General features: G+C 61.8%; 17 protein-coding genes. 7 read left to right on the top strand and 10 right to left on the bottom strand.

From position 1 onward, the window contains the following. Positions 1 to 38: 38 nt before the first annotated feature. Positions 39 to 902 (bottom strand): sulfurtransferase, encoded by an 864-nt coding sequence (locus MU551_RS09020; protein ID WP_247042790.1) that lies wholly within the window; start codon positions 900 to 902, stop codon positions 39 to 41. A gap of 81 nt (positions 903 to 983) precedes the next feature. On the opposite strand from MU551_RS09020, the gene MU551_RS09015 reads away from it, so the two are divergent. Next, complete coding sequence (locus MU551_RS09015) at positions 984 to 2066, top strand: PLP-dependent cysteine synthase family protein (protein ID WP_247042787.1); 1083 nt, start codon at positions 984 to 986, stop codon at positions 2064 to 2066. Positions 2067 to 2102: 36 nt separating this feature from the next. Here the strand turns inward: MU551_RS09015 and MU551_RS09010 are convergent, their stop codons facing one another. Further along, the gene (locus MU551_RS09010) at positions 2103 to 2759 is read right to left on the bottom strand and encodes an MBL fold metallo-hydrolase (RefSeq protein WP_247042785.1); all 657 of its coding nucleotides are present in this window, start codon (positions 2757 to 2759) and stop codon (positions 2103 to 2105) included. Positions 2760 to 2856: 97 nt separating this feature from the next. On the opposite strand from MU551_RS09010, the gene MU551_RS09005 reads away from it, so the two are divergent. Continuing rightward, the gene (locus tag MU551_RS09005; RefSeq protein WP_247042782.1) at positions 2857 to 3306 is read left to right on the top strand and encodes a Fur family transcriptional regulator; all 450 of its coding nucleotides are present in this window, start codon (positions 2857 to 2859) and stop codon (positions 3304 to 3306) included. On the opposite strand, the gene MU551_RS09000 is transcribed toward MU551_RS09005, so the two are convergent. The 6 genes from MU551_RS09000 to MU551_RS08975 form a co-directional block, all read right to left on the bottom strand. Next, a complete protein-coding gene (locus MU551_RS09000) occupies positions 3303 to 4205 on the bottom strand; it encodes a metal ABC transporter permease (RefSeq protein WP_247042780.1) in 903 nt (300 codons plus the stop codon). The two genes, MU551_RS09005 and MU551_RS09000, sit on opposite strands and share 4 nt — an antisense overlap. Continuing rightward, complete coding sequence (locus MU551_RS08995; protein WP_247042778.1) at positions 4206 to 5006, bottom strand: metal ABC transporter ATP-binding protein; 801 nt, start codon at positions 5004 to 5006, stop codon at positions 4206 to 4208. It lies immediately after the preceding gene. Positions 5007 to 5184: 178 nt separating this feature from the next. After that, entirely contained in the window at positions 5185 to 6174 is a 990-nt protein-coding gene (locus MU551_RS08990) for a metal ABC transporter solute-binding protein, Zn/Mn family (protein ID WP_247042776.1), read from the bottom strand. Between the two features lie 111 nt (positions 6175 to 6285). Next, positions 6286 to 7356, bottom strand: coding sequence for a hemolysin family protein (locus MU551_RS08985; RefSeq protein ID WP_247042774.1), 1071 nt, complete (start codon positions 7354 to 7356; stop codon positions 6286 to 6288). Then, entirely contained in the window at positions 7353 to 8690 is a 1338-nt protein-coding gene (locus MU551_RS08980; protein ID WP_247042767.1) for a hemolysin family protein, read from the bottom strand. The genes MU551_RS08985 and MU551_RS08980 overlap by 4 nt, the downstream gene beginning before the upstream one ends. Positions 8691 to 9035: 345 nt before the next feature. Beyond that, a complete protein-coding gene (locus MU551_RS08975; RefSeq protein ID WP_247042759.1) occupies positions 9036 to 10487 on the bottom strand; it encodes a GuaB1 family IMP dehydrogenase-related protein in 1452 nt (483 codons plus the stop codon). A 269-nt stretch (positions 10488 to 10756) separates the two neighbouring features. Between MU551_RS08975 and MU551_RS08970 the strand changes: the two genes are divergently transcribed. The 5 genes from MU551_RS08970 to MU551_RS23605 all read left to right on the top strand — a co-directional run bounded on the left by MU551_RS08970 (position 10757) and on the right by MU551_RS23605 (position 17042). Next, entirely contained in the window at positions 10757 to 14590 is a 3834-nt protein-coding gene (locus tag MU551_RS08970; RefSeq protein WP_247042757.1) for a multifunctional oxoglutarate decarboxylase/oxoglutarate dehydrogenase thiamine pyrophosphate-binding subunit/dihydrolipoyllysine-residue succinyltransferase subunit, read from the top strand. Positions 14591 to 14757: 167 nt separating this feature from the next. Beyond that, positions 14758 to 15357, top strand: a complete 600-nt coding sequence (locus tag MU551_RS08965; protein WP_247042754.1) for a GDSL-type esterase/lipase family protein — start codon at positions 14758 to 14760, stop codon at positions 15355 to 15357. A 76-nt stretch (positions 15358 to 15433) separates the two neighbouring features. Then, positions 15434 to 16261 carry a DUF4097 family beta strand repeat-containing protein gene (locus MU551_RS08960; RefSeq protein WP_247042752.1) on the top strand — a complete coding sequence of 276 codons (828 nt, stop codon included), beginning with the start codon at positions 15434 to 15436 and terminating at the stop codon, positions 16259 to 16261. Further along, positions 16261 to 16875, top strand: a complete 615-nt coding sequence (locus tag MU551_RS08955) for a PadR family transcriptional regulator (protein ID WP_247042750.1) — start codon at positions 16261 to 16263, stop codon at positions 16873 to 16875. The genes MU551_RS08960 and MU551_RS08955 overlap by 1 nt, the downstream gene beginning before the upstream one ends. Before the next feature lie 92 nt (positions 16876 to 16967). Then, positions 16968 to 17042 carry a 50S ribosomal protein bL37 gene (locus MU551_RS23605; protein WP_369299106.1) on the top strand — a complete coding sequence of 25 codons (75 nt, stop codon included), beginning with the start codon at positions 16968 to 16970 and terminating at the stop codon, positions 17040 to 17042. A gap of 87 nt (positions 17043 to 17129) precedes the next feature. On the opposite strand, the gene rsrA is transcribed toward MU551_RS23605, so the two are convergent. Both rsrA and MU551_RS08945 read right to left on the bottom strand, forming a co-directional pair. Beyond that, positions 17130 to 17390 (bottom strand): mycothiol system anti-sigma-R factor, encoded by a 261-nt coding sequence (rsrA, locus tag MU551_RS08950; RefSeq protein WP_247042748.1) that lies wholly within the window; start codon positions 17388 to 17390, stop codon positions 17130 to 17132. After that, positions 17387 to 18181, bottom strand: a complete 795-nt coding sequence (locus tag MU551_RS08945) for a sigma-70 family RNA polymerase sigma factor (RefSeq protein WP_247042746.1) — start codon at positions 18179 to 18181, stop codon at positions 17387 to 17389. The genes rsrA and MU551_RS08945 overlap by 4 nt, the downstream gene beginning before the upstream one ends. Positions 18182 to 18337: the final 156 nt, after the last annotated feature.

The following is an 18337-nucleotide window of genomic DNA, read 5'->3' as shown; positions in this document are numbered from 1 at the left end:
CCGGCACAATTTCCAATCACCGGGCGACAGTAAGGTCATCAAACAGCCGGGCTTTCATCCGTTTCACCGGGCTCGGGGCCGGTCGCCACCTTGTTGTCGGGATTGTTGGACCATTCAGAAAAAGACCCGGGAAACAATGCGGCGGTGATCCCGGCAATCTCCAGCGCCGCTACCTCATGTGCAGCCGTAACTCCTGAACCGCAGTAGACCGCAACAGGTGACCCTGGGCCCACGCCAAGGCCGGCAAAGCGGTCCTTTAGCCGGGCAGCGGACAGGAAGCGCCCGTCGCCGTCCAGATTCCCCATGGCTGGTGCGCTCACCGCACCGGGAATGTGCCCTGCCCGTGGATCAACCGGTTCAATCTCGCCCCGGTACCGCTCCCCCGCACGGGCGTCCAATAGGACCCCCGACTGGTGCCAGCGGGAAGCCTCAGCGGCGTCAATGACCGGCAAGGCCCCGTCCGCCAACGTGACATCGCCGGGTAGAGATTGCTTGTCTCCCCCTTCGAGGGGGAATCCGGCCCCCTTCCACGCCGCCAGGCCGCCGTCGAGCAGGAATACGTTCGGAAAGCCGGCATACCTGAGCAACCACCAGAGCCTGGCCGCAGCCATGTTCCCGCTGTCGTCATAGGCCACCACAACGTCGTTGTTCCGGATACCCCAATTGCGCGCGGACTCCTGCAGCCGGGTCAATGCAGGTAAAGGGTGGCGTCCCCGCTTGGGGTCAGCGGGAGCGGCCAGTTCGGTGGGCAGATCCACATACAGCGCACCGGGGATGTGCTCCTTGAGGTAGTGTTCGTGGCCGTGCGGATCACCCAGGGCCCACCGCACATCCAGCAGAACAAGGGGGTCCCCGGAAGTCATCCGCTCCTTAAGCCAGGACACGTCCACCAGCGTGTTCATCGAATCTCCTTCGTTCAGAATCCCGTATCCGTCACCCACTCTAACCGCAGCAGCACATCGCGGCCCCGGTAGGCTGGAGCGGTGAAACAACCGCACAGCCTGGACCGAACGTGGGCAGATGAAGCCGTCCGACGGATCAACGCCGAGAACAACCGATCCGCCGACACCCACCTGTATTCGGTGCCCCTGCCGGAGCACTGGGGCGTCCAGTTGTACCTCAAGGACGAATCCACTCACCGGTCCGGGAGCCTCAAGCACCGGTTGGCACGGTCCCTCTTCCTGTTCGGCCTCGTCAATGGCTGGATCAAGGAAGAGACCACCATCGTCGAAGCCTCAAGCGGCAGCACTGCAGTCTCGGAGGCATACTTCGCCCAATTGCTGGGACTTCCCTTCGTCGCAGTGATGGCACGGACCACAAGCCCCGAGAAGATAGCCCTCATTGAACAGTTTGGCGGGTCCTGCCTCCTCGTCGACCACGCCTCCGAAGTCTATGCAACCGCCACCGAAGTGGCCCACACTGCCAAAGGCCACTACATGGATCAGTTCACGTATGCCGAACGTGCGACGGACTGGCGTGGTAACAACAACATTGCCGAGTCCATATTCGGACAGCTGGCGCTCGAGGAGCATCCCATCCCTGCCTGGATTGTGGTGGGTGCAGGAACCGGTGGAACCAGCGCCACTATCGGCAGGTATCTCCGCTATCACTGTCACGACACCCGACTGGCCGTTGTGGATCCCGAGAACTCAGCGTTTTACCCGGCCTGGCGGGACAGCTCAGGAGAGAACGCGACGGGCCTCCCCTCACGGATCGAAGGGATCGGGCGGCCCCGAATGGAACCGAGCTTCGTTCCCGGCGTCATCGATCACATGATCCAGGTGCCGGACGCCGCTTCCGTTGCCGCCATGCGCCACTTGCACTGGCTCGCAGGGCTGCACGCCGGCCCATCTACAGGCACCAATCTCTGGGGCGTATGGCAGCTCATCGCAGCCATGATCCAGGAAGGCCGCACCGGCAGTGTTGTGTCATTGATGTGCGACGGCGGTGACCGCTACGCGGGCAGCTACTACAACCCGGAGTGGTTGGCTGGGCAAGGACTTGACCCGGCTGCCCACGAAGCCACTCTCAGGAAATTCTTCGATTCCGGAGTTTGGAGCGGCTGACCGGATCCACTTTTCCGACGCGGGCCACCGGAAGGGCTACACCTCAACAGACTCGCCGCTTGCCAAATGAACGTATTCGGTGCCGTATTTGGCTCCAATTCGCTTCACGTGGCCCTCCACCAACCCGAGGCCCGTTTCGTTCAACAGGGCATCATGGACGGGAAAGGCTTTGGGAGCCCGGACGCCCACCACAAAATCCACTACCTCCCCGGTTTTGCTCCACGGCGCGTGAATCGGAACGAGCAGTGTCCCCACGCTGACTCCATCCGGGATGACGAACGAATCGCCGGGATGGTAGACGTTGGAATCGATGAGGTAACCCACGTTTGCCACAATGGGGATCTGCGGATGGATGAGCGCATGCTGCCCACCAAAGGTCCTCACGTCAAAACCCGCTGCACGGAAATCGGTGCCCGGTTCGGAAGTGTGAATCCGTGAGCCCGCTGCCGGGACCTCCTCGCGCAGCCTCGCCGCCACGCCAGCAGGCGCGTGCAGTTGCAGCGCATCATTGTCGCTGAGGGCAGCTGCCACCACCGGGACGTCAACGTGGTCCGGGTGCTCGTGGGTGATAAGCACGGCATGAGCGCCCGCCAAGGCCTGCTGCGATTCAGAGTAGGTTCCGGGGTCAAGAACCAAGGCCAGTCCATCCTTTTCGAGGCGGACACAGGCGTGGGAGTATTTGGTCAGCTTCATCGGGCCAGCCTAGGTATTTGGTAACGCCCTGTCCACGAACCCACGGCTGGTAATCTTGAACTTTGCCACCATCCCTTGAGGGAAGCGAGTCCAACCCATGCCACAGGGCGCCACAGCTGGAAAAGAACAGCGAGTGACCAAGCAGCGCCTCGCGGTCAGCGCCGCTCTGGATCAGCTCACAGACTTCGTCAGCACGCAGGAGCTCTACCGGATCCTGCAGAACCAGGGAACCTCGGTTTCACTGGCCACGGCCTACCGCATCCTGCAGTCACTCGCTGACGAGGGGCTGGTGGATGTGTTGCGCAGCGGTGACGGGGAAGCCGTGTACCGGCGGTGCGCTGTCACCGAGCACCACCATCATTTGCTCTGCCGGAACTGCGGCAAGGCTGTGGAGATCGAGGCGCCGGCCGTTGAGACGTGGGCCGCGCGGACGGCGAAAGAACACGGGTTCACTGAGGTGGCCCACACCTTGGAAATCTACGGTCTGTGCCCTGACTGCTCCGCCGCGAAGGCGAAAGCCAACGCGCAGAAGGGCTCCGCAAACTAGGCCTGGAGCGAAGCTCCACGTACCGGGTTCGATTGCACACGGCGCCCAACCAGTCCCCGCCGGGCCCGTACTCCGCCGATGATCCGGCAGGCCACATAAATCAGGAACGACAACGTGGTCACATACGGGCTGATGGGAATCCTCCCGCCGAGGGCCAGCAGGATGCCACCGACCGTAGCCGTGACGGCGAACGCCACGCTGAGCATGACAACCATCCGCGGCGACGACGTCACGCGGAGGGCTGCGGCAGCAGGCGTAATGAGGAGGGCCAGTACCAGCAGCGCCCCCACTACCTGGATGGACAGGGCAACGCTGATTCCCAGCAGGACCATAAAGGCGATTGCGAGTCCGCGTACAGGGACACCGCGCGCTTCAGCGAGTTCCGGATCCACACTCGCAAACGTCAGCGGCCGCCAGATCAGCACCAGGGCCACCATCACGACGGCGGCCGTGCCTGCGAGCGCCTGCAGCTGCACCGTGTCGACGGAGACAATCTGGCCCGTCAGCAGGCCGAATTTGTTGGCGGCCCTGCCTTCGTAGAGTGCGAGGAACAGAATTCCAAGGCCAAGCCCGAAGGGCATGATGACGCCAATAATGGAGTTCTTGTCCCGCGCCCTTACCCCCATCAGTCCCAGCAGCAATGCGGCCGCTACTGACCCGATCAGGGATCCAAAAACGATGTCGGCGCCAATCAACAAGGCGAAGGCAGCGCCGGCGAAGGACAACTCCGAAATACCGTGAACGGCGAAAGCCAGATCCCTCTTCATCACGAAGGTTCCCACCAGGCCGCCAAGCAGTCCGAGGACCGCACCGGCCCAAATGGAGTTCTGCACCAGCGCGAGCAGTTCACCGTAGTTGTCGAAGTTGAAGACCGAACGGAGAAATTCCTGGAAATCCACTCAGACACCCTCTCCGGCCATCGAATGCTCGTCGTGGTGGTGGGTGGTGGCATCGGGAAGCCCCACCACCACGATCCTGCCATTCAGGTGCATGACTTCCACGTGGCTGTCGTAGAGCTCTGAAAGCACTTCGGTAGTCATTACTTCATGCGGAGTGCCCACCCTGAACTGTCCGCCAGCCAGGTAAAGGACCCTGTCCACGTAATCGATGATGGGATTGATTTCGTGGGTGACAAACACCACGGCGCTCTCCTGCTCGTGGCACTGGTCATTGATCAGTGAGCTCACTGCCTGCTGGTGATGCAGGTCCAGCGAAAGCAGCGGTTCATCGCAGAGCAGCACCTTGGGCTCAGTGGCGAGCGCCTGGGCCACCCTCAGGCGCTGTTGCTCCCCGCCTGACAGTTGTCCGACCGGCACATTGGCGTAGTCGGACGCCCCAACTTGATCCAGCAGCTGATCAATCCGGCGGTTAACCTTTGCTGCGCCCAGACGCACTCCCCACCGGTCACCGTCAACGCCGAGCCCCACAAGGTCACGTGCCCGAAGTGGGGTGTCCGGCGCGAAGGACTTCTGTTGCGGGATGTATCCGATCATCCGGCTCCCGCGTTCCACAGGATTGCCCGCCAAGGTGGCTGTCCCGGAGTGAAGCTGCTGCAGTCCAAGCAGCACCTTGAGGAAGCTGGTCTTTCCACTCCCGTTGGGACCCAGGACAGCAAAGAACTCGCCTGGCTTGATGTCGAGGTCGAGGTTCTCCCACAGCGTCCTTTTTCCAAAGGCAAGGGAGGCGCCGCGCAGACTCACTACCGGTTTCAACGTGTCTGTTCCTCAATTCAGGGTGAGTCTGGGTCCGCCATGGACGAAAGCCTGTCATTGGCCAGATGGGCACTCAACGGGCACTGCACGCGGTGACTCTGTCCTGATTATCTTAGGACGTATTGACGACGGTGATGGCCGGACGGCGGTCCGGACGTACCGGAGCTTACTTGTTGACCGCCTTGGAAACGTTTTCGACGTTATCGGTCATCCACTCCAGGTACGACTTGCCGTCGGGCAACGTCTCGCTGAAATCAACCACAGGTACCCCGGCGCCCTCGGCAGCCTTCTTCAGCACCTCGGTCTGCGGTCCCTCAGTCTGCAGGTTGTAGGCAAGCAGCTTGACCTCACCGGAAGATACCAGTTTGGTGGCTTCCTGAAGGACGGACGCCGGAACGTCAGTACCTTCTTCAATCGCGGCGCTGTACTCTTCCGGTGTTTTGTTCACCAGTCCGGCTTCTTCCAGCAGGTAACCGGGAACAGGCTCGGTGATAGCTACGGGCTCCCCGCCTGCGCTGGCTTTGACGGTTCCCAGTTTTTCCTGCAGCCCGGAGAGCTCCTTCTTGAACGACGCGGCGTTCGCCTCGAAAGTGGCTGCCGACGCGGAATCGATGGTTGAAAGCTTCGCAGCTACGGCGTCCGCCAGCTTGGACATGGCGTCAAAGCTGTACCAGACGTGCTCGTTGAACTCCCCGTGCTCGTGTTCGTGCTCATCAGCGGACTCAGTCGCCGTTCCCGCCGGGCTTTCGGAAGCCGGTGCGGCCTCTTCCTCCGGTGCCAGGCCTGAGACATCCACCGCAGTGATGATGTTGTCCTCGGCGATCTTGCTGTCCTCGGCGAGTTTATGGATGAAATCGTCGTAGCCGCCACCGTTCTGGACAACCACCTGCGCCTTCGAGATGACCAGCTTGTCCTGCGTGGTGGCCTCGTAGGAATGAGGGTCCTGGCTGGTGCGCGTGATGATGGACGTGACATGGACTTTGTCGCCGCCGATGTCGCTGACGATATCCCCGTACACGTTGGTTGAAGCAACTACCTCGATGGTCCCGTTAGCGGACGGGGAGGGAGCGCTCGACGGCGCCCCGGCGCACCCGGTCAGCAGGAGACCAAGTCCAGCAGCGGCTGCCAGGGAGGGACGAAGGACGAAATGACGCAAGGTAGGCCTCGGATCTTGTCGATGAGTCAGGAGGATTAGCAACCCGGAAAGTCTAGCGCTAAATGGGAATGATTCCTATTTAGGGTGGGCTGGCCAGCCGAGCCGGAGGAACTACCCGCCCTCCGACTGTCCCAGCCGCCGGATCCCGGTTGCCTGGGTCGCGTCCCTGATCTCCCCCACAAGCTGTTCGATCACGTCCTCCAGGAACAGCACCCCCTGGGTCTGCGCGTCAGGTCCGATCACCCGGGCCAGATGCGAGCCCGTCCGTTGCATGACCGACATTGCCTTCTCAATCTCATCGTCCGCAGAAAGGTTGGCCAAAGATCTGATGCGGCCTTCCGCTATCGGATACCGGTACCCTGCTTCGGGAATCGACAGAACGTCTTTGATGTGGAGATAGCCGGACAGCATGCCGTCGTCATCCACCATCGGAAAGCGCGAGAAGCCCGTCCGGCTGACAGCTTTCTCGAAGTCCACCGGGGTGGCGGCGGGCTTCATCATTACCAGCTTGTCCAGGGGCACCATGATGTCGCCTGCAGTGTATTCAGAAAATTCCAAAGCTCCGGTGATGAGTCCCGCGTTGTCATCCACCAGACCATGCCGTGTGGACTCCTGCACAATCGACTGGACCTCCTCCAGTGTGAAGGAGGACGTGACCTCGTCCTTGGGCTCAATCCGGAGCAGCTTCAGGATGTGGTTTGCCGCCCAGTTCAAAGCCCAGATGACCGGATTTACCAAACGGGCAATAAACATCAGCGGCGGAGCCAGCAGAAGCGCAGCTTTGTCAGCCACCGAAACTGAAATGTTCTTCGGCACCATCTCGCCGAAGGTCACGTGGAGGAACGTAACAGCGAGCAGCGCAACGGTGAAGGCACCGACGTCGGCGACCTCCACGGGAACCCCCAGCGCGTGCAGCGGTTCGGCCAGCAGGTGGTGAATGGCAGGCTCGGCCACCAGGAGGATCAGCAGCGAACACACAGTGATCCCCAACTGGGCACAGGCAAGCATCAGGGAGACGTTTTCCATGGCACGCAGAGTGGTCTGGGCACGCCTGGACCCCTGCTCTGCCAGCGGTTCTATCTGGCTGCGGCGGGCCGACATGACTGCGAACTCAGCCGCAACGAAGAAGGCGTTGCCCAGGAGCAGCACTACCAGCCACAGAATTCCTGCCCAGTCGCTCATGCCGTCCCCCCTTGCCCTGCCACGTGTTCCCGGTCCAGGACGGGCTCGGGTTTGAAGCAGATCCTGTCGATCCGCCGGCCGTCCATCCGCGTCACGGTCAGCGTCCCGCCGTCGACGTCAACGGTGTCCCCAACGGAGGCGATACGCCCGAGTTGGCTCATGACGTAGCCGGCCACGGTTTCGTAGGCCGACTCATCCGGAACAGAGAGTCCCGGGATCTGCTCGGAGAGCTCGTCCGGGCGCAAAAGACCGGGGAAGTACCAGTCACCGGAAGCACTTTGAAGCAGCCCCGGCCTGACCTTGTCGTGTTCGTCGGAGACTTCTCCAACGATCTCTTCCACCAGGTCCTCAAGGGTGGCGATGCCGGCGGTTCCGCCGTATTCATCCAGCACCACCGCGAGCTGCATGTTTCCTTCGCGCAATTCAGCGAGCAACGCATCCAGGTGTATGGTCTCCGGGACCCGCAGGACGTCGGTCATGATGGCGCCGGCCTCGAGCTTCTTACGCCGGGTGGACGGAACGGCGATGGCCTTCTTGACGTGGACAAGGCCACGGATATCGTCCGGGGAGTCTCCGATGATGGGGAATCGCGAGTACCCCGTGCGGCGGGCCGCTTCCAGGATGTCGGTGACCGGCTGATCGGCTGCAATCGTCTCAACACGGATTCGGGGAGTCATGACATCGGCAGCCGTTCGCCCGGAAAAGTTTAGTGTCCGGGCAACGAAGTTGGCTGTCCCGGCATCCAGCGTTCCCATGTCAGCAGAACGCCGAACGAGGGATGCCAGCTCGGCGGGCGTGCGGGCTCCGGAGATTTCCTCTTTCGCCTCGAGCCCGAAAATGTTGAGGACCCTATTGGAAAACCCGTTCAGCACAATGATGGCCGGTTTGAAAATGGCTGTGAAAACCAGCTGGGGGCGGGCCAGCGCCTTACCGATCGGAAGAGAGAGGGCTATTGCCATGTTCTTGGGGACGAGCTCGCCGATCAGCATCGAGAGGAGGGTGGCAAATGCCATCGCGAGGACCAGGGACAACGACGCAACCGCGGCAGGGGCGAGCCCCAACGCCGCCAAGGGGACCTCAAGAAGGGTTCCCACCGAGGGTTCCATCACGTAGCCCGTAAGAAGGGTGGTGAGGGTGATCCCCAGCTGGCAGCTGGAAAGTTGGGTGGACAGGGACTTGAGGCATTTCAGCAGCGGGACAGCGCCGGTATCGCCGCTGTCCACGGCCCGCTGGACCGTCGCCTGGTCAAGGGCAACCAGAGAGAATTCGACGGCGACAAAAAAACCAGTGCCGAGGATAAGGAGCAAGCCTGCGACAAGAAGTAACCACTCCATTCAGCAATCAGCCTCATGACGGAGTGGGAAGCTTTGGGCCGTACCTGTCAGTGACGCTTGGCGCGACAATCGGCCCGGTACTGGCAATGACAGCGAATCGAAACGGACGAATCTGCCCGGCGGAGGATGGTCAGCGGAAGCCGAGCCTGTTTCCTGAATTCCGCCAAGACACTTGGTCAGCGGAGATCGATGGGCGCGTGAACGGGGTTTGCCGGCTCTTCGGGTGGCGTTGGCGGAGTTGTGATTCGTGCTCCGCTGACAGCCCCCAGGCCGGCACCTAGATTTACTGTCCATAAGGATTTCAGTCTACAGGAGCCCCAGCAACCCGCTCGGCGTCGCCAGCCGTCACCAGCTCTGGGATACGGGCCGCCCCTCCTCGTACCCGGCAGCTGACTGGATACCTGCCACGGCCTTTTCCCGAAAGCCCTCGAGATCGGCAGCGCCCGCGTAGCTCATTGAGCTCCTCAGGCCGGCGGTGATCAAATCCAGGAGATCCTCAACTCCGGGCCGTACCGGGTCGAGATACATTCGCGAGGTGGAAATACCTTCCTCGAAAAGCGCCTTCCGGTCCTTCTCAAAGGCGCCTTCGCGCTGGTTCCGGTTCTGGACAGCCCGTGCGGAGGCCATGCCGAAGCTCTCCTTGTAGAGCCTGCCGCTGGCGTCGGGTTGAAGGTCGCCGGGGCTCTCGTGCGTTCCCGCGAACCAGGAGCCAATCATCACCTGGCTGGCTCCCGCGGCGAGCGCCAGTGCCACATCGCGCGGGTAGCGCACACCGCCGTCGGCCCAAACCCGCCCGCCTGCAGCCCGCGCGGCAGCCGCACATTCGAGGACGGTGGAGAACTGGGGCCGTCCGACGGCGGTCATCATCCGGGTGGTGCACATGGCTCCGGGCCCCACCCCTACCTTCACGATGTCCGCCCCTGCGCCAAGCAACTCCCTGGTGGCCTCAGCGGTCACCACGTTGCCTGCCACCAAGGGCACATCGGACGCGACGCTCCGAACGGCTGCCAGGGCATCAAACATTTTCTCCTGATGGCCGTGGGCAGTATCAATGACAATCACATCGACGCCGGCACCAATCAGTTCGGCAGCCCTGCCGGCCACGTCGCCATTAATTCCGACGGCGGCAGCCACCTTGAGCCTGTCTTTACTGTCCAGGGAGGGCCGGTAAAGGGTGGACCGCAGGGAACCCTTGCGTGTCAGCGCACCGGCCAACACACCGCCGTCGTGGACTGGTGCGAAGTCTGTCCCCGCTGCCGCCATCGCCTCGAAAGCGTTTCGCAGGGCAAGCTGGCGGTCCTCGCGGAAGTCCCCTGCGTCGAGCACAACCGGCTGGACCCGCGCCACCGAAGCCAGGGAAGCGAAGCGGTCCTGCCCCTCGCAGTCAGACGCCCTGACAACTCCGGTGACGCGGCCGTCGTCGTCGACTACCACCACTGCCCCGTGAGGGCGTTTCCCCATCAGGTGCAACGCGTCGATGACAGTTGCGGACGGCGCGAGAACCACGGGAGTTTCGAAAATTGTGTGGCGGGTTTTGATCCAGGAGGTGACTTCACGCAGGACGTTGAGGGGCACATCCTGCGGCAGGACGGCCAATCCCCCGCGCCTTGCCATGGTTTCTGCCATGCGCTTCCCGGTCACCGCGGTCATGTTGGCAGCCACCAGGGGAATGGTGGAGCCTGTCCCGTCATCGGCGGCAAGGTCCACATCGAGCCTCGAGGTGACGGTGGAACGGGCCGGTACCAGGAAGACGTCGGAGTAAGTCAGGTCAGTAGAGGGCTCATTGAGAAAACGCACTGTTGCTCCTTCTAAAGGGGATCCCCAGTGCGAGTCTAGGCGAGGCGGGAAGCGCTTTGGCATCCCCGTTGGAGGGGATGTGAAGCAATCATTCCGTCACTTCATGATTTGGATCACCCTTATTGGCAGTTAACCAATAATCGTCACTAGACTGGCAGAGGTCTGGGTTCATAGGACGCAGAGACTGGTTCGATTGTTGTGCTGTGGTGTTGTGCTGCCGCACGTCGCAAACCAGAGGAAATCAAACTCATGGAAGAGGCGTATTTCAAGTGCCAGAGCAGCCTAGCCACCGTCTACCAGAGGAATTTGGCGGAAACGAGTGGCTCGTGGACGAACTGTACGAGCGTTACCAGCAGGACAAAAACGCGGTCGACGCCAAGTGGTGGCCTCTGTTTGAATCCTTTGACGCCGGTGAAGGTTCTTCCACCAACGGGACCTCCGGAGCTACTGCTCCGGCACACCCCGAAACCCGTGAACTTCCAGTTGTAGCGCCCCCTGCAGCGGCACCGGCGCCGGCTGCACCCGCTCCTGGTGCCCCCGCCCAGCCGGCAGGAACCGCCCAGCCCGCCCCCCAGCAGGCGGAAACCGCACAGGCGACACCCGCCACGAAGAAGGCTCCGGCAACAATTGCCCGCGACGGCTCCAAAAAGCCTGAGGCCACCGGCGGCCCGGCGCCGATTCCGGCCCAGCTGCCCAAGAACATCAAGGCTCCGACCGCACCGGAGGAAGACGTCGTCTCCGTCCTGCGGGGCCCGGCCAAGGCAATCGCCTCCAATATGGTCACGAGCCTTGAGGTCCCCACGGCCACCAGCGTCCGTGCCATTCCCGCGAAGCTCCTGATCGACAACCGTGTGGTTATCAACTCCAACCTGGCCCGTGCCAGGGGCGGCAAGGTCTCCTTCACCCACCTGATCGGGTACGCGGTAATCCGCGCCCTGTCCCAGTTCCCCTCGATGAACGTCTACTACGACGAGGTGGACGGCAAGCCTGTAGCGGTGCAGCCAGCGCACGTCAACTTCGGCATCGCCATCGACATGCCCAAACCGGACGGCACCCGCCTCCTTATGGTGCCGAACATCAAGAAGGCTGAGACCCTCAACTTCTCGGAGTTCTGGCAGACCTACGAAGACCTCATCAAGCGCGCCCGCGCCGGCAAGCTCACGGCCGACGACCACTCCGGGACTACGGTTTCACTGACCAACCCCGGTGGCATCGGAACGGTCCACTCGGTTCCGCGTTTGTCCAAGGGCCAGGCGGCCATCATCGGCGTCGGCGCCCTTGACTACCCCGCCGAGTTCCAGGGTGCCAGCGAGAAGATCATTGCGCACAACGCCATCAGCAAGGTACTCACGCTGACGTCCACCTATGACCACCGGGTTATCCAGGGTGCTGGCAGCGGTGAGTTCCTCAAACTGGTCCACTCCCTCCTCCTCGGCGCGCAGAACTTCTACGACGAGATCTTTGAAGCCCTGCGCATCCCCTACGAGCCGGTGCGCTGGAGCCCGGACCTGCAGATTGACCCTGCCGACCAGATCAACAAGGTCGCCAGGATCCAGCAGCTTATTCACTCCTACCGCGTCCGTGGCCACCTGATGGCAGACACGGATCCGCTGGAGTACGTGCAACGCAAGCACCCTGACCTCGATGTCCTGACCTATGGGCTGACGCTTTGGGACCTGGACCGTGAATGGCCCACTGGCGGCTTCGGCGGCAAGCCGCAGCTGAAATTCCGTGACATCCTGGGCGTACTCCGGGACGCCTACTGCCGCACCACCGGCATCGAATACATGCACATCCAGGAGCCTGCCGAGCGCAAGTGGTTCCAGGACCAGCTCGAACACCCGTACTCCAAGCCCAGCCGCGAAGAGCAGCTCCGGATTGTTTCGAAGCTGAATGCTGCCGAGGCCTTCGAGACCTTCCTGCAGACCAAGTTCGTTGGCCAGAAGCGCTTCTCGCTGGAAGGCGGCGAGTCGCTGATCCCCCTGCTCGACGCCATCATTTCCGATGCCGCTGACGACGAGCTGGACGAAGTGGCAATCGGCATGGCCCACCGTGGCCGCCTGAACGTGCTGACCAACATTGCCGGCAAGACTTATGCCCAGGTGTTCCGCGAATTCGAAGGCACCCAGGACCCGCGGTCCGTACAGGGCTCCGGCGACGTCAAGTACCACCTGGGCACCGAGGGTACGTTCACCTCCGACAACGGCAAGGAGACCAAGGTCTACCTCGCCGCCAACCCGTCGCACCTCGAAGCTGTTGACCCGGTGCTGGAAGGCATCGTCCGTGCCAAGCAGGACCGCCTGGACCAGGGCGAGATCTTCCCAGTGCTGCCCATCATGATCCACGGTGACGCTGCCTTCGCCGGCCAGGGTGTCGTGGCTGAAACCCTCAACCTGTCCCAGCTCCGTGGGTACCGCACGGGCGGAACCATCCACGTAGTGGTCAACAACCAGGTCGGCTTCACCACGGCGCCGTCCTCCTCGCGGTCTTCCACCTACTCCACAGACGTCGCCAAGATGATCCAGGCGCCGGTGTTCCACGTGAACGGTGACGATCCCGAGGCCGTGGTCCGGATCGGCCAGCTCGCATACGAGTTCCGCCAGCGGTTCCACAAGGACGTCGTGATCGACATGGTGTGCTACCGCCGCCGCGGTCACAACGAGGGTGACGACCCCTCAATGACCCAGCCGCTGATGTACAACCTGATCGAGGCCAAGCGTTCCGTGCGCAAGCTCTACACGGAGTCGCTCATCGGCCGTGGGGACATCACCGAGGAAGAAGCCGAGCAGCTGCTCCGCGACTACCAGGAACGCCTTGAACGTGTGTTCGCTGAGACCCACGCAGCGCAGACATCCCCTATCCCGATCATCACTGCGGACTCCGCCGCTGTGTCCGACATCGAGCGGCCGCAGGCCCAGCAGGCCGACTTCGGCACCAACGCCCCGGCGTCGACGGCGATTTCCCCGGAAACGCTGGCACGGATCGGCAAGGCCCACCTGGAGATTCCCGAGGGTTTCACGGTGCACGCAAAGCTCAAGCAGCTGCTTGAGAAGCGCGAACAGATGTCCCGTGAGGGCGGCATTGACTGGGGCTTCGGCGAGATCGCGGCCTTTGGCTCGCTGATCATGGAGGGCGTGCCTGTCCGCCTGGCCGGCCAGGACTCCCGTCGTGGCACCTTTGTCCAGCGTCACGCTGTCTTCCACGACCGGGCAAACGGCAACGAGTGGCTGCCGCTGGGCAACCTCTCGGACAACCAGGCCAAGCTGTGGATCTACGACTCCCTGCTGTCCGAATACGCCGCAATGGGCTTCGAATACGGCTATTCAGTTGAGCGTCCGGATGCGCTGGTGCTGTGGGAGGCTCAGTTCGGCGACTTCGTCAACGGCGCCCAGACCATCATTGACGAATTCATTTCCTCTGCTGAGCAGAAGTGGGGCCAGCGTTCATCCCTCGTGCTGATGCTGCCGCACGGCTACGAAGGCCAGGGACCGGATCACTCCTCTGCCCGCATCGAGCGCTTCCTGCAGATGTGTGCCGAAGAAAACATGATCGTCGCCAACCCCACCACGGCAGCGTCCCACTTCCACCTGTTGCGCCGCCAGGCCTACAGCAGGCCGCGCAAGCCGCTGATCATCTTCACTCCGAAGCAGCTACTTCGCTTGAAGGGTGCTGCATCGGCCGTGGAAGACTTCACCACCGGAGCCTTCCGGCCTGTCATCAGCGACCACGAAAACCTCCAGGGCGACGCCGTCGAGCGCGTGCTGCTGGTCTCGGGCCGGCTGTACTACGATCTCCTCGCCACCCGGCAGAAGACCGCAGATACGACGACGGCTATCATCCGCGTAGAGCAGCTTTATCCGTTGCCCCATGCAGAGATCGCGGCTGAGCTCGCCAAGTACCCCAACGCCGAAGTGGTGTGGGCCCAGGATGAGCCCGCCAACCAGGGTCCGTGGCCGTTCATGGGCCTGAACCTTCCTGACGCTTTGGACCGCAGGGTACGCCTGGTCTCCCGTCCCGCGTCGGCTTCCACCGCGGCGGGTTCCATGAAACGCCACACAGCGGAGCAGGACACACTCCTCAAGCAGGCTTTCGCCCGCAAGTAGGTTCGCTTGCTGCCCGGCTGGTCGTCGAAACAACCGACGCACGGCCGGGCAGTTCTGTTTAATGGACACGCCGCCCGCCGCGGCTGTGAGTCACTGGTAGTTGGCCGATAATTGTCTGTCGGACCAAGGGTAGATCCTGATGTCGTCGCCGAGGTAAAGAGGTAGTAGTGGAAGACAGGAAGCTGCGTATAGCGGCTGTTGGAGATGAGTTGCTGGCTGGCCTTGGTGACCCGAGGGCTCTTGGTTGGCTGGGCCGGGTTCTGGCCCGCACTCCTCAAGACGGCGTGGCAGTTGAGTGCTACTCCCTCCCCTGCCCCCAGGAAGGAACTGAAGGCCTTGCATCGCGGTGGTTCGCGGAAGCGGCCCGCCGGTTCAGCGAGCACCATGAGAACCGGCTCGTCATTGGCTTATCCGGCCGCGATGTGGAGTTCGGTCTTTCCACTGCCAGAAGTCGGCTCAATCTTGCCAACATCCTGGACGCCGCCACGCAAAACAACATCGAAGTCTTTGTTGTCGGACCACCGCCCTCGCTTGATCCTGGACAGAACAGGCGGTTGAGTGACCTCAATACTGCCTTCGCCGATGTAACAACCCGGCGTAAGCATCTCTACGTGGATACGTTCTCCCCCTTGCTGAACCACGAACAGTGGCGCCAGGACCTTGCTGCCAACGGAGGGACGCCCGGTCAGTCGGGTTACGGACTGATGGCTTGGCTCGTGCTGCACCGAGGCTGGTTCCAGTGGCTGGGGCTCCCCACTCCTGAATAACAGACCGTTTGCCCTTGCACTCCGGTACGTCGCGATATATCGTAATTAACACGATATATCGCGACTTGGAGGAGTCATGTCAGAGAACAGCTGGGCCGTTACCGGCCCTCAAACCATCGACGTCGACGGCGTCACCTCCCTTAAGCTGGGAATCGTCGGCGGGCGTTTCGACGTGGTTCGCCACGAGGAAGCTGTGACCCGGATCGAGATTTCCGAGGTTCATGGGGATCCTGTCGCAGTGAATCTCGTGAACGGCAGGCTGGAAGTCAGGCACCAGCTTCATGGCGCCCAAGGCTGGTTCAAGAACCTGATGGGCGCCGTCAACCACAACAGCAGCAACTCAGTGGTTATCAGTATTGCCCTGCCGGAGGGCGTTCAGGTGGAGGCCGGGACTGTCAGCGGCGACGGCCTGGTGTCAGGGACAGGAAACCAAACGCGGCTCGCGACAGTGGGCGGATCCGTTATGGCTGACGCCACGTCAGGCGAGCTGCATATCAACACTGTCAGCGGTGAGGTGATCGCACGGAACCACACGGGCGTCCTGACTGCCAAGAGCGTGTCCGGGGAAGTGACAGCATCGGGGCACTTCAGCCACATCCGTGCGAACACTGTCAGCGGAGACATGAGCTTCGACCTTAAGGGGTTCACCAGCGATTTTGGCGCTAACTCCGTCTCCGGTGACCTGACCGTCCGTCTGCCCCAGGATGTTGGCGTGGATATCATCGCCAAGTCCGCCAGCGGAGCCGTGACTATCGATGACCGGCAGTACTCCCAGCCAGCCGGGAAAGTGGAGGCCATCGCGGGACCTGATTCGCGGCTTATGCTCGTCAGAACCAATTCGGTATCAGGCAGTCTTTATATCCTGCACAGCCTGTCATCGGCAGACTCAGAAGCAGCAGTCTAGTGCCTCCGGTCTTCGCCCACGGCGCGTTGCGCCTCTACCTCCTTGCCTTGCTGGAATCCGGCCCCAAACATGGCTATGAGCTCATCAAGGCGCTAAGCGACCGATTCGGCGGTACCTATTCGCCAAGCGCCGGGACCATTTATCCGCGGCTGGCAAAGCTCGAGGAAGAGGGCCTGGTGGCGACAGAGACGCAGGGCCGTCGCACCAAATACAGCATCACAATCGCCGGGATCGGTGAGCTGAATGGCCGACGCGACAAGCTTGCCGATGTGGAGAATGACATTTCCGCCTCAGTCCGGCGTCTCGCGGACAACCTGCGTGCGGACATCCGCAACAACATGCGCGGGCTGAGGGCAGATCTTGCGGCTACTGCGGAGGCAGCCCGTTCCAGCGCCAGGTCCGGCGACCTGTTCGCGCGTGCTGAACGCCGGCCAACCGGACATGACCCCATTCTCAAAGAAGCCGAGATGATGCTCCAGTCATTCAGGGACGAACTCAGGGTGGAGCTCAGGCTTCATGCCAGCACCAATCCCATTACTCCGGTGACCTTGGAAACCGTCCGGACAGTCCTGGACCAGGCAGAGATCGCCATAAAGAATTCTTTGCAGGGGTAATGCCCTGGGGTGTCCGCCAGTTCGCGGCATGTCCCGCTTTATGGGAGACTTGAGGGCAGCTCTTTTGAGTACCGATAGTAAGGAGGCCAGCTATGAGCAAACGTGCACGTAAACGTCGTGACCGTAAGCGTGGCGGCGCGAACCACGGGAAGCGCCCCAACACCTAAGCCACGGCTTGGAACAAGCTTAAAGCTTCGGGCCCTGGAAACCACATGGTTTCCAGGGCCCGAAGCTTTTGCTGTTTTGGAGGGCCGCTAAGCGTCCACGGGACGAATCCCGTGGATACGGTCCAGGATGGCATTCTTGAGATTTTCAGGAGCCGACTCCGTGCAGGAACGCTTCACCATGTTGCGGATGACACACTCGAGGTCATACTGCTCAAGGCACTCGGGGCAGTCATCCAAGTGGTGCTTGATCTCTGCAACGTCATCACGCGTCAGGGCACCATCGAGGTACTCGTAGATGCGTTCCATGCGGGCGTCATCACAGTCGCCCAATCCTTGGCAGTCGCTCATTTCCTGTTCTCCTGTGTGTCACTTCCGGGCGCCGGGGTGGACTCACCCGCAGCTTTAAATCCCCGCTCTGCGGCGTAGTCCGCGAGCATGTCGCGCAGCATCTTCCGGCCGCGGTGAAGCCGGGACATAACTGTCCCGATGGGGGTGTTCATGATGTCTGAGATTTCCTTGTACGCGAAGCCCTCGACGTCCGCGAAGTAAACGGCCAGCCTGAACTCCTCGGGTATGGCTTGAAGAGCCCGCTTCACGTCCGAATCCGGAAGGTGGTCAAGTGCTTCAACCTCGGCCGACCGCAGGCCGGTTGAGGTGTGGGACCCAGCCCTTGCCAGTTGCCAGTCTTCGATGGTGTCCGTATTGGACTGCAGGGGTTCGCGCTGCCTCTTGCGGTAAAGGTTGATGTAGGTGTTCGTCAGAATCCGGTACAACCAGGCCTTCAGATTGGTTCCCGGCTTGTACTGATGGAACGCCGAAAAAGCCTTGGTATAGGCCTCTTGGACCAGATCCTCGGCATCGGCCGGGTTCCGGGCCATCCTCATCGCGGCGGAGTACAGCTGATCCACATACTGCATGGCGTCACGCTCAAAACGCAGCCGCCGCTCCTCAGCGGATTCGGATTCGACATCCACTTCGGTTTCGGGGGACGGCTGCCCGGCCTCGTCACCAGCGATGGCTTCAGGATCTTCAACATGGGTAATTGAAGGCCCTGCTTCTGCCGCGGCCAGGGAGGCGGGCGTGGCATCGTTTCCGGCTGCCTCATACATGGCCGTTACGGCCGGATCCAGGGTGCTCATTGCAGTCAAGTCTACTGTCACCTTCCGTTTGCCCGGGTATGCGGCAGGGGAGGTGCCAGCGCGTGCTTCCCACCCCTGCGGAGGACTCAGCAGGTTGACGTCGTCCTTTACCAAACTCAAACTTGATCTCCACTCTGTATGCGGACGTCAATAAAT

This window comes from Arthrobacter rhizosphaerae (genome assembly GCF_023062595.1).
GTDB classification, from domain to species: Bacteria; Actinomycetota; Actinomycetes; order Actinomycetales; family Micrococcaceae; genus Arthrobacter; species Arthrobacter rhizosphaerae.
This window is presented reverse-complemented; position numbering and strand designations above follow the sequence as displayed.

Excerpts from the sequence above, each read along its gene's own strand:
- MU551_RS09020 (WP_247042790.1), bottom strand. The coding sequence starts at position 902 with ATGAACACGCTGGTGGACGTGTCCTGGCTTAAGGAGCGGATGACTTCC.
- MU551_RS09010 (WP_247042785.1), bottom strand. The coding sequence starts at position 2,759 with ATGAAGCTGACCAAATACTCCCACGCCTGTGTCCGCCTCGAAAAGGAT.
- MU551_RS09005 (WP_247042782.1), top strand. The coding sequence starts at position 2,857 with ATGCCACAGGGCGCCACAGCTGGAAAAGAACAGCGAGTGACCAAGCAG.
- MU551_RS08985 (WP_247042774.1), bottom strand. The coding sequence starts at position 7,356 with ATGAGCGACTGGGCAGGAATTCTGTGGCTGGTAGTGCTGCTCCTGGGC.
- MU551_RS08980 (WP_247042767.1), bottom strand. The coding sequence starts at position 8,690 with ATGGAGTGGTTACTTCTTGTCGCAGGCTTGCTCCTTATCCTCGGCACT.
- MU551_RS08960 (WP_247042752.1), top strand. The coding sequence starts at position 15,434 with ATGTCAGAGAACAGCTGGGCCGTTACCGGCCCTCAAACCATCGACGTC.
- rsrA (WP_247042748.1), bottom strand. The coding sequence starts at position 17,390 with ATGAGCGACTGCCAAGGATTGGGCGACTGTGATGACGCCCGCATGGAA.
- MU551_RS08945 (WP_247042746.1), bottom strand. The coding sequence starts at position 18,181 with ATGAGCACCCTGGATCCGGCCGTAACGGCCATGTATGAGGCAGCCGGA.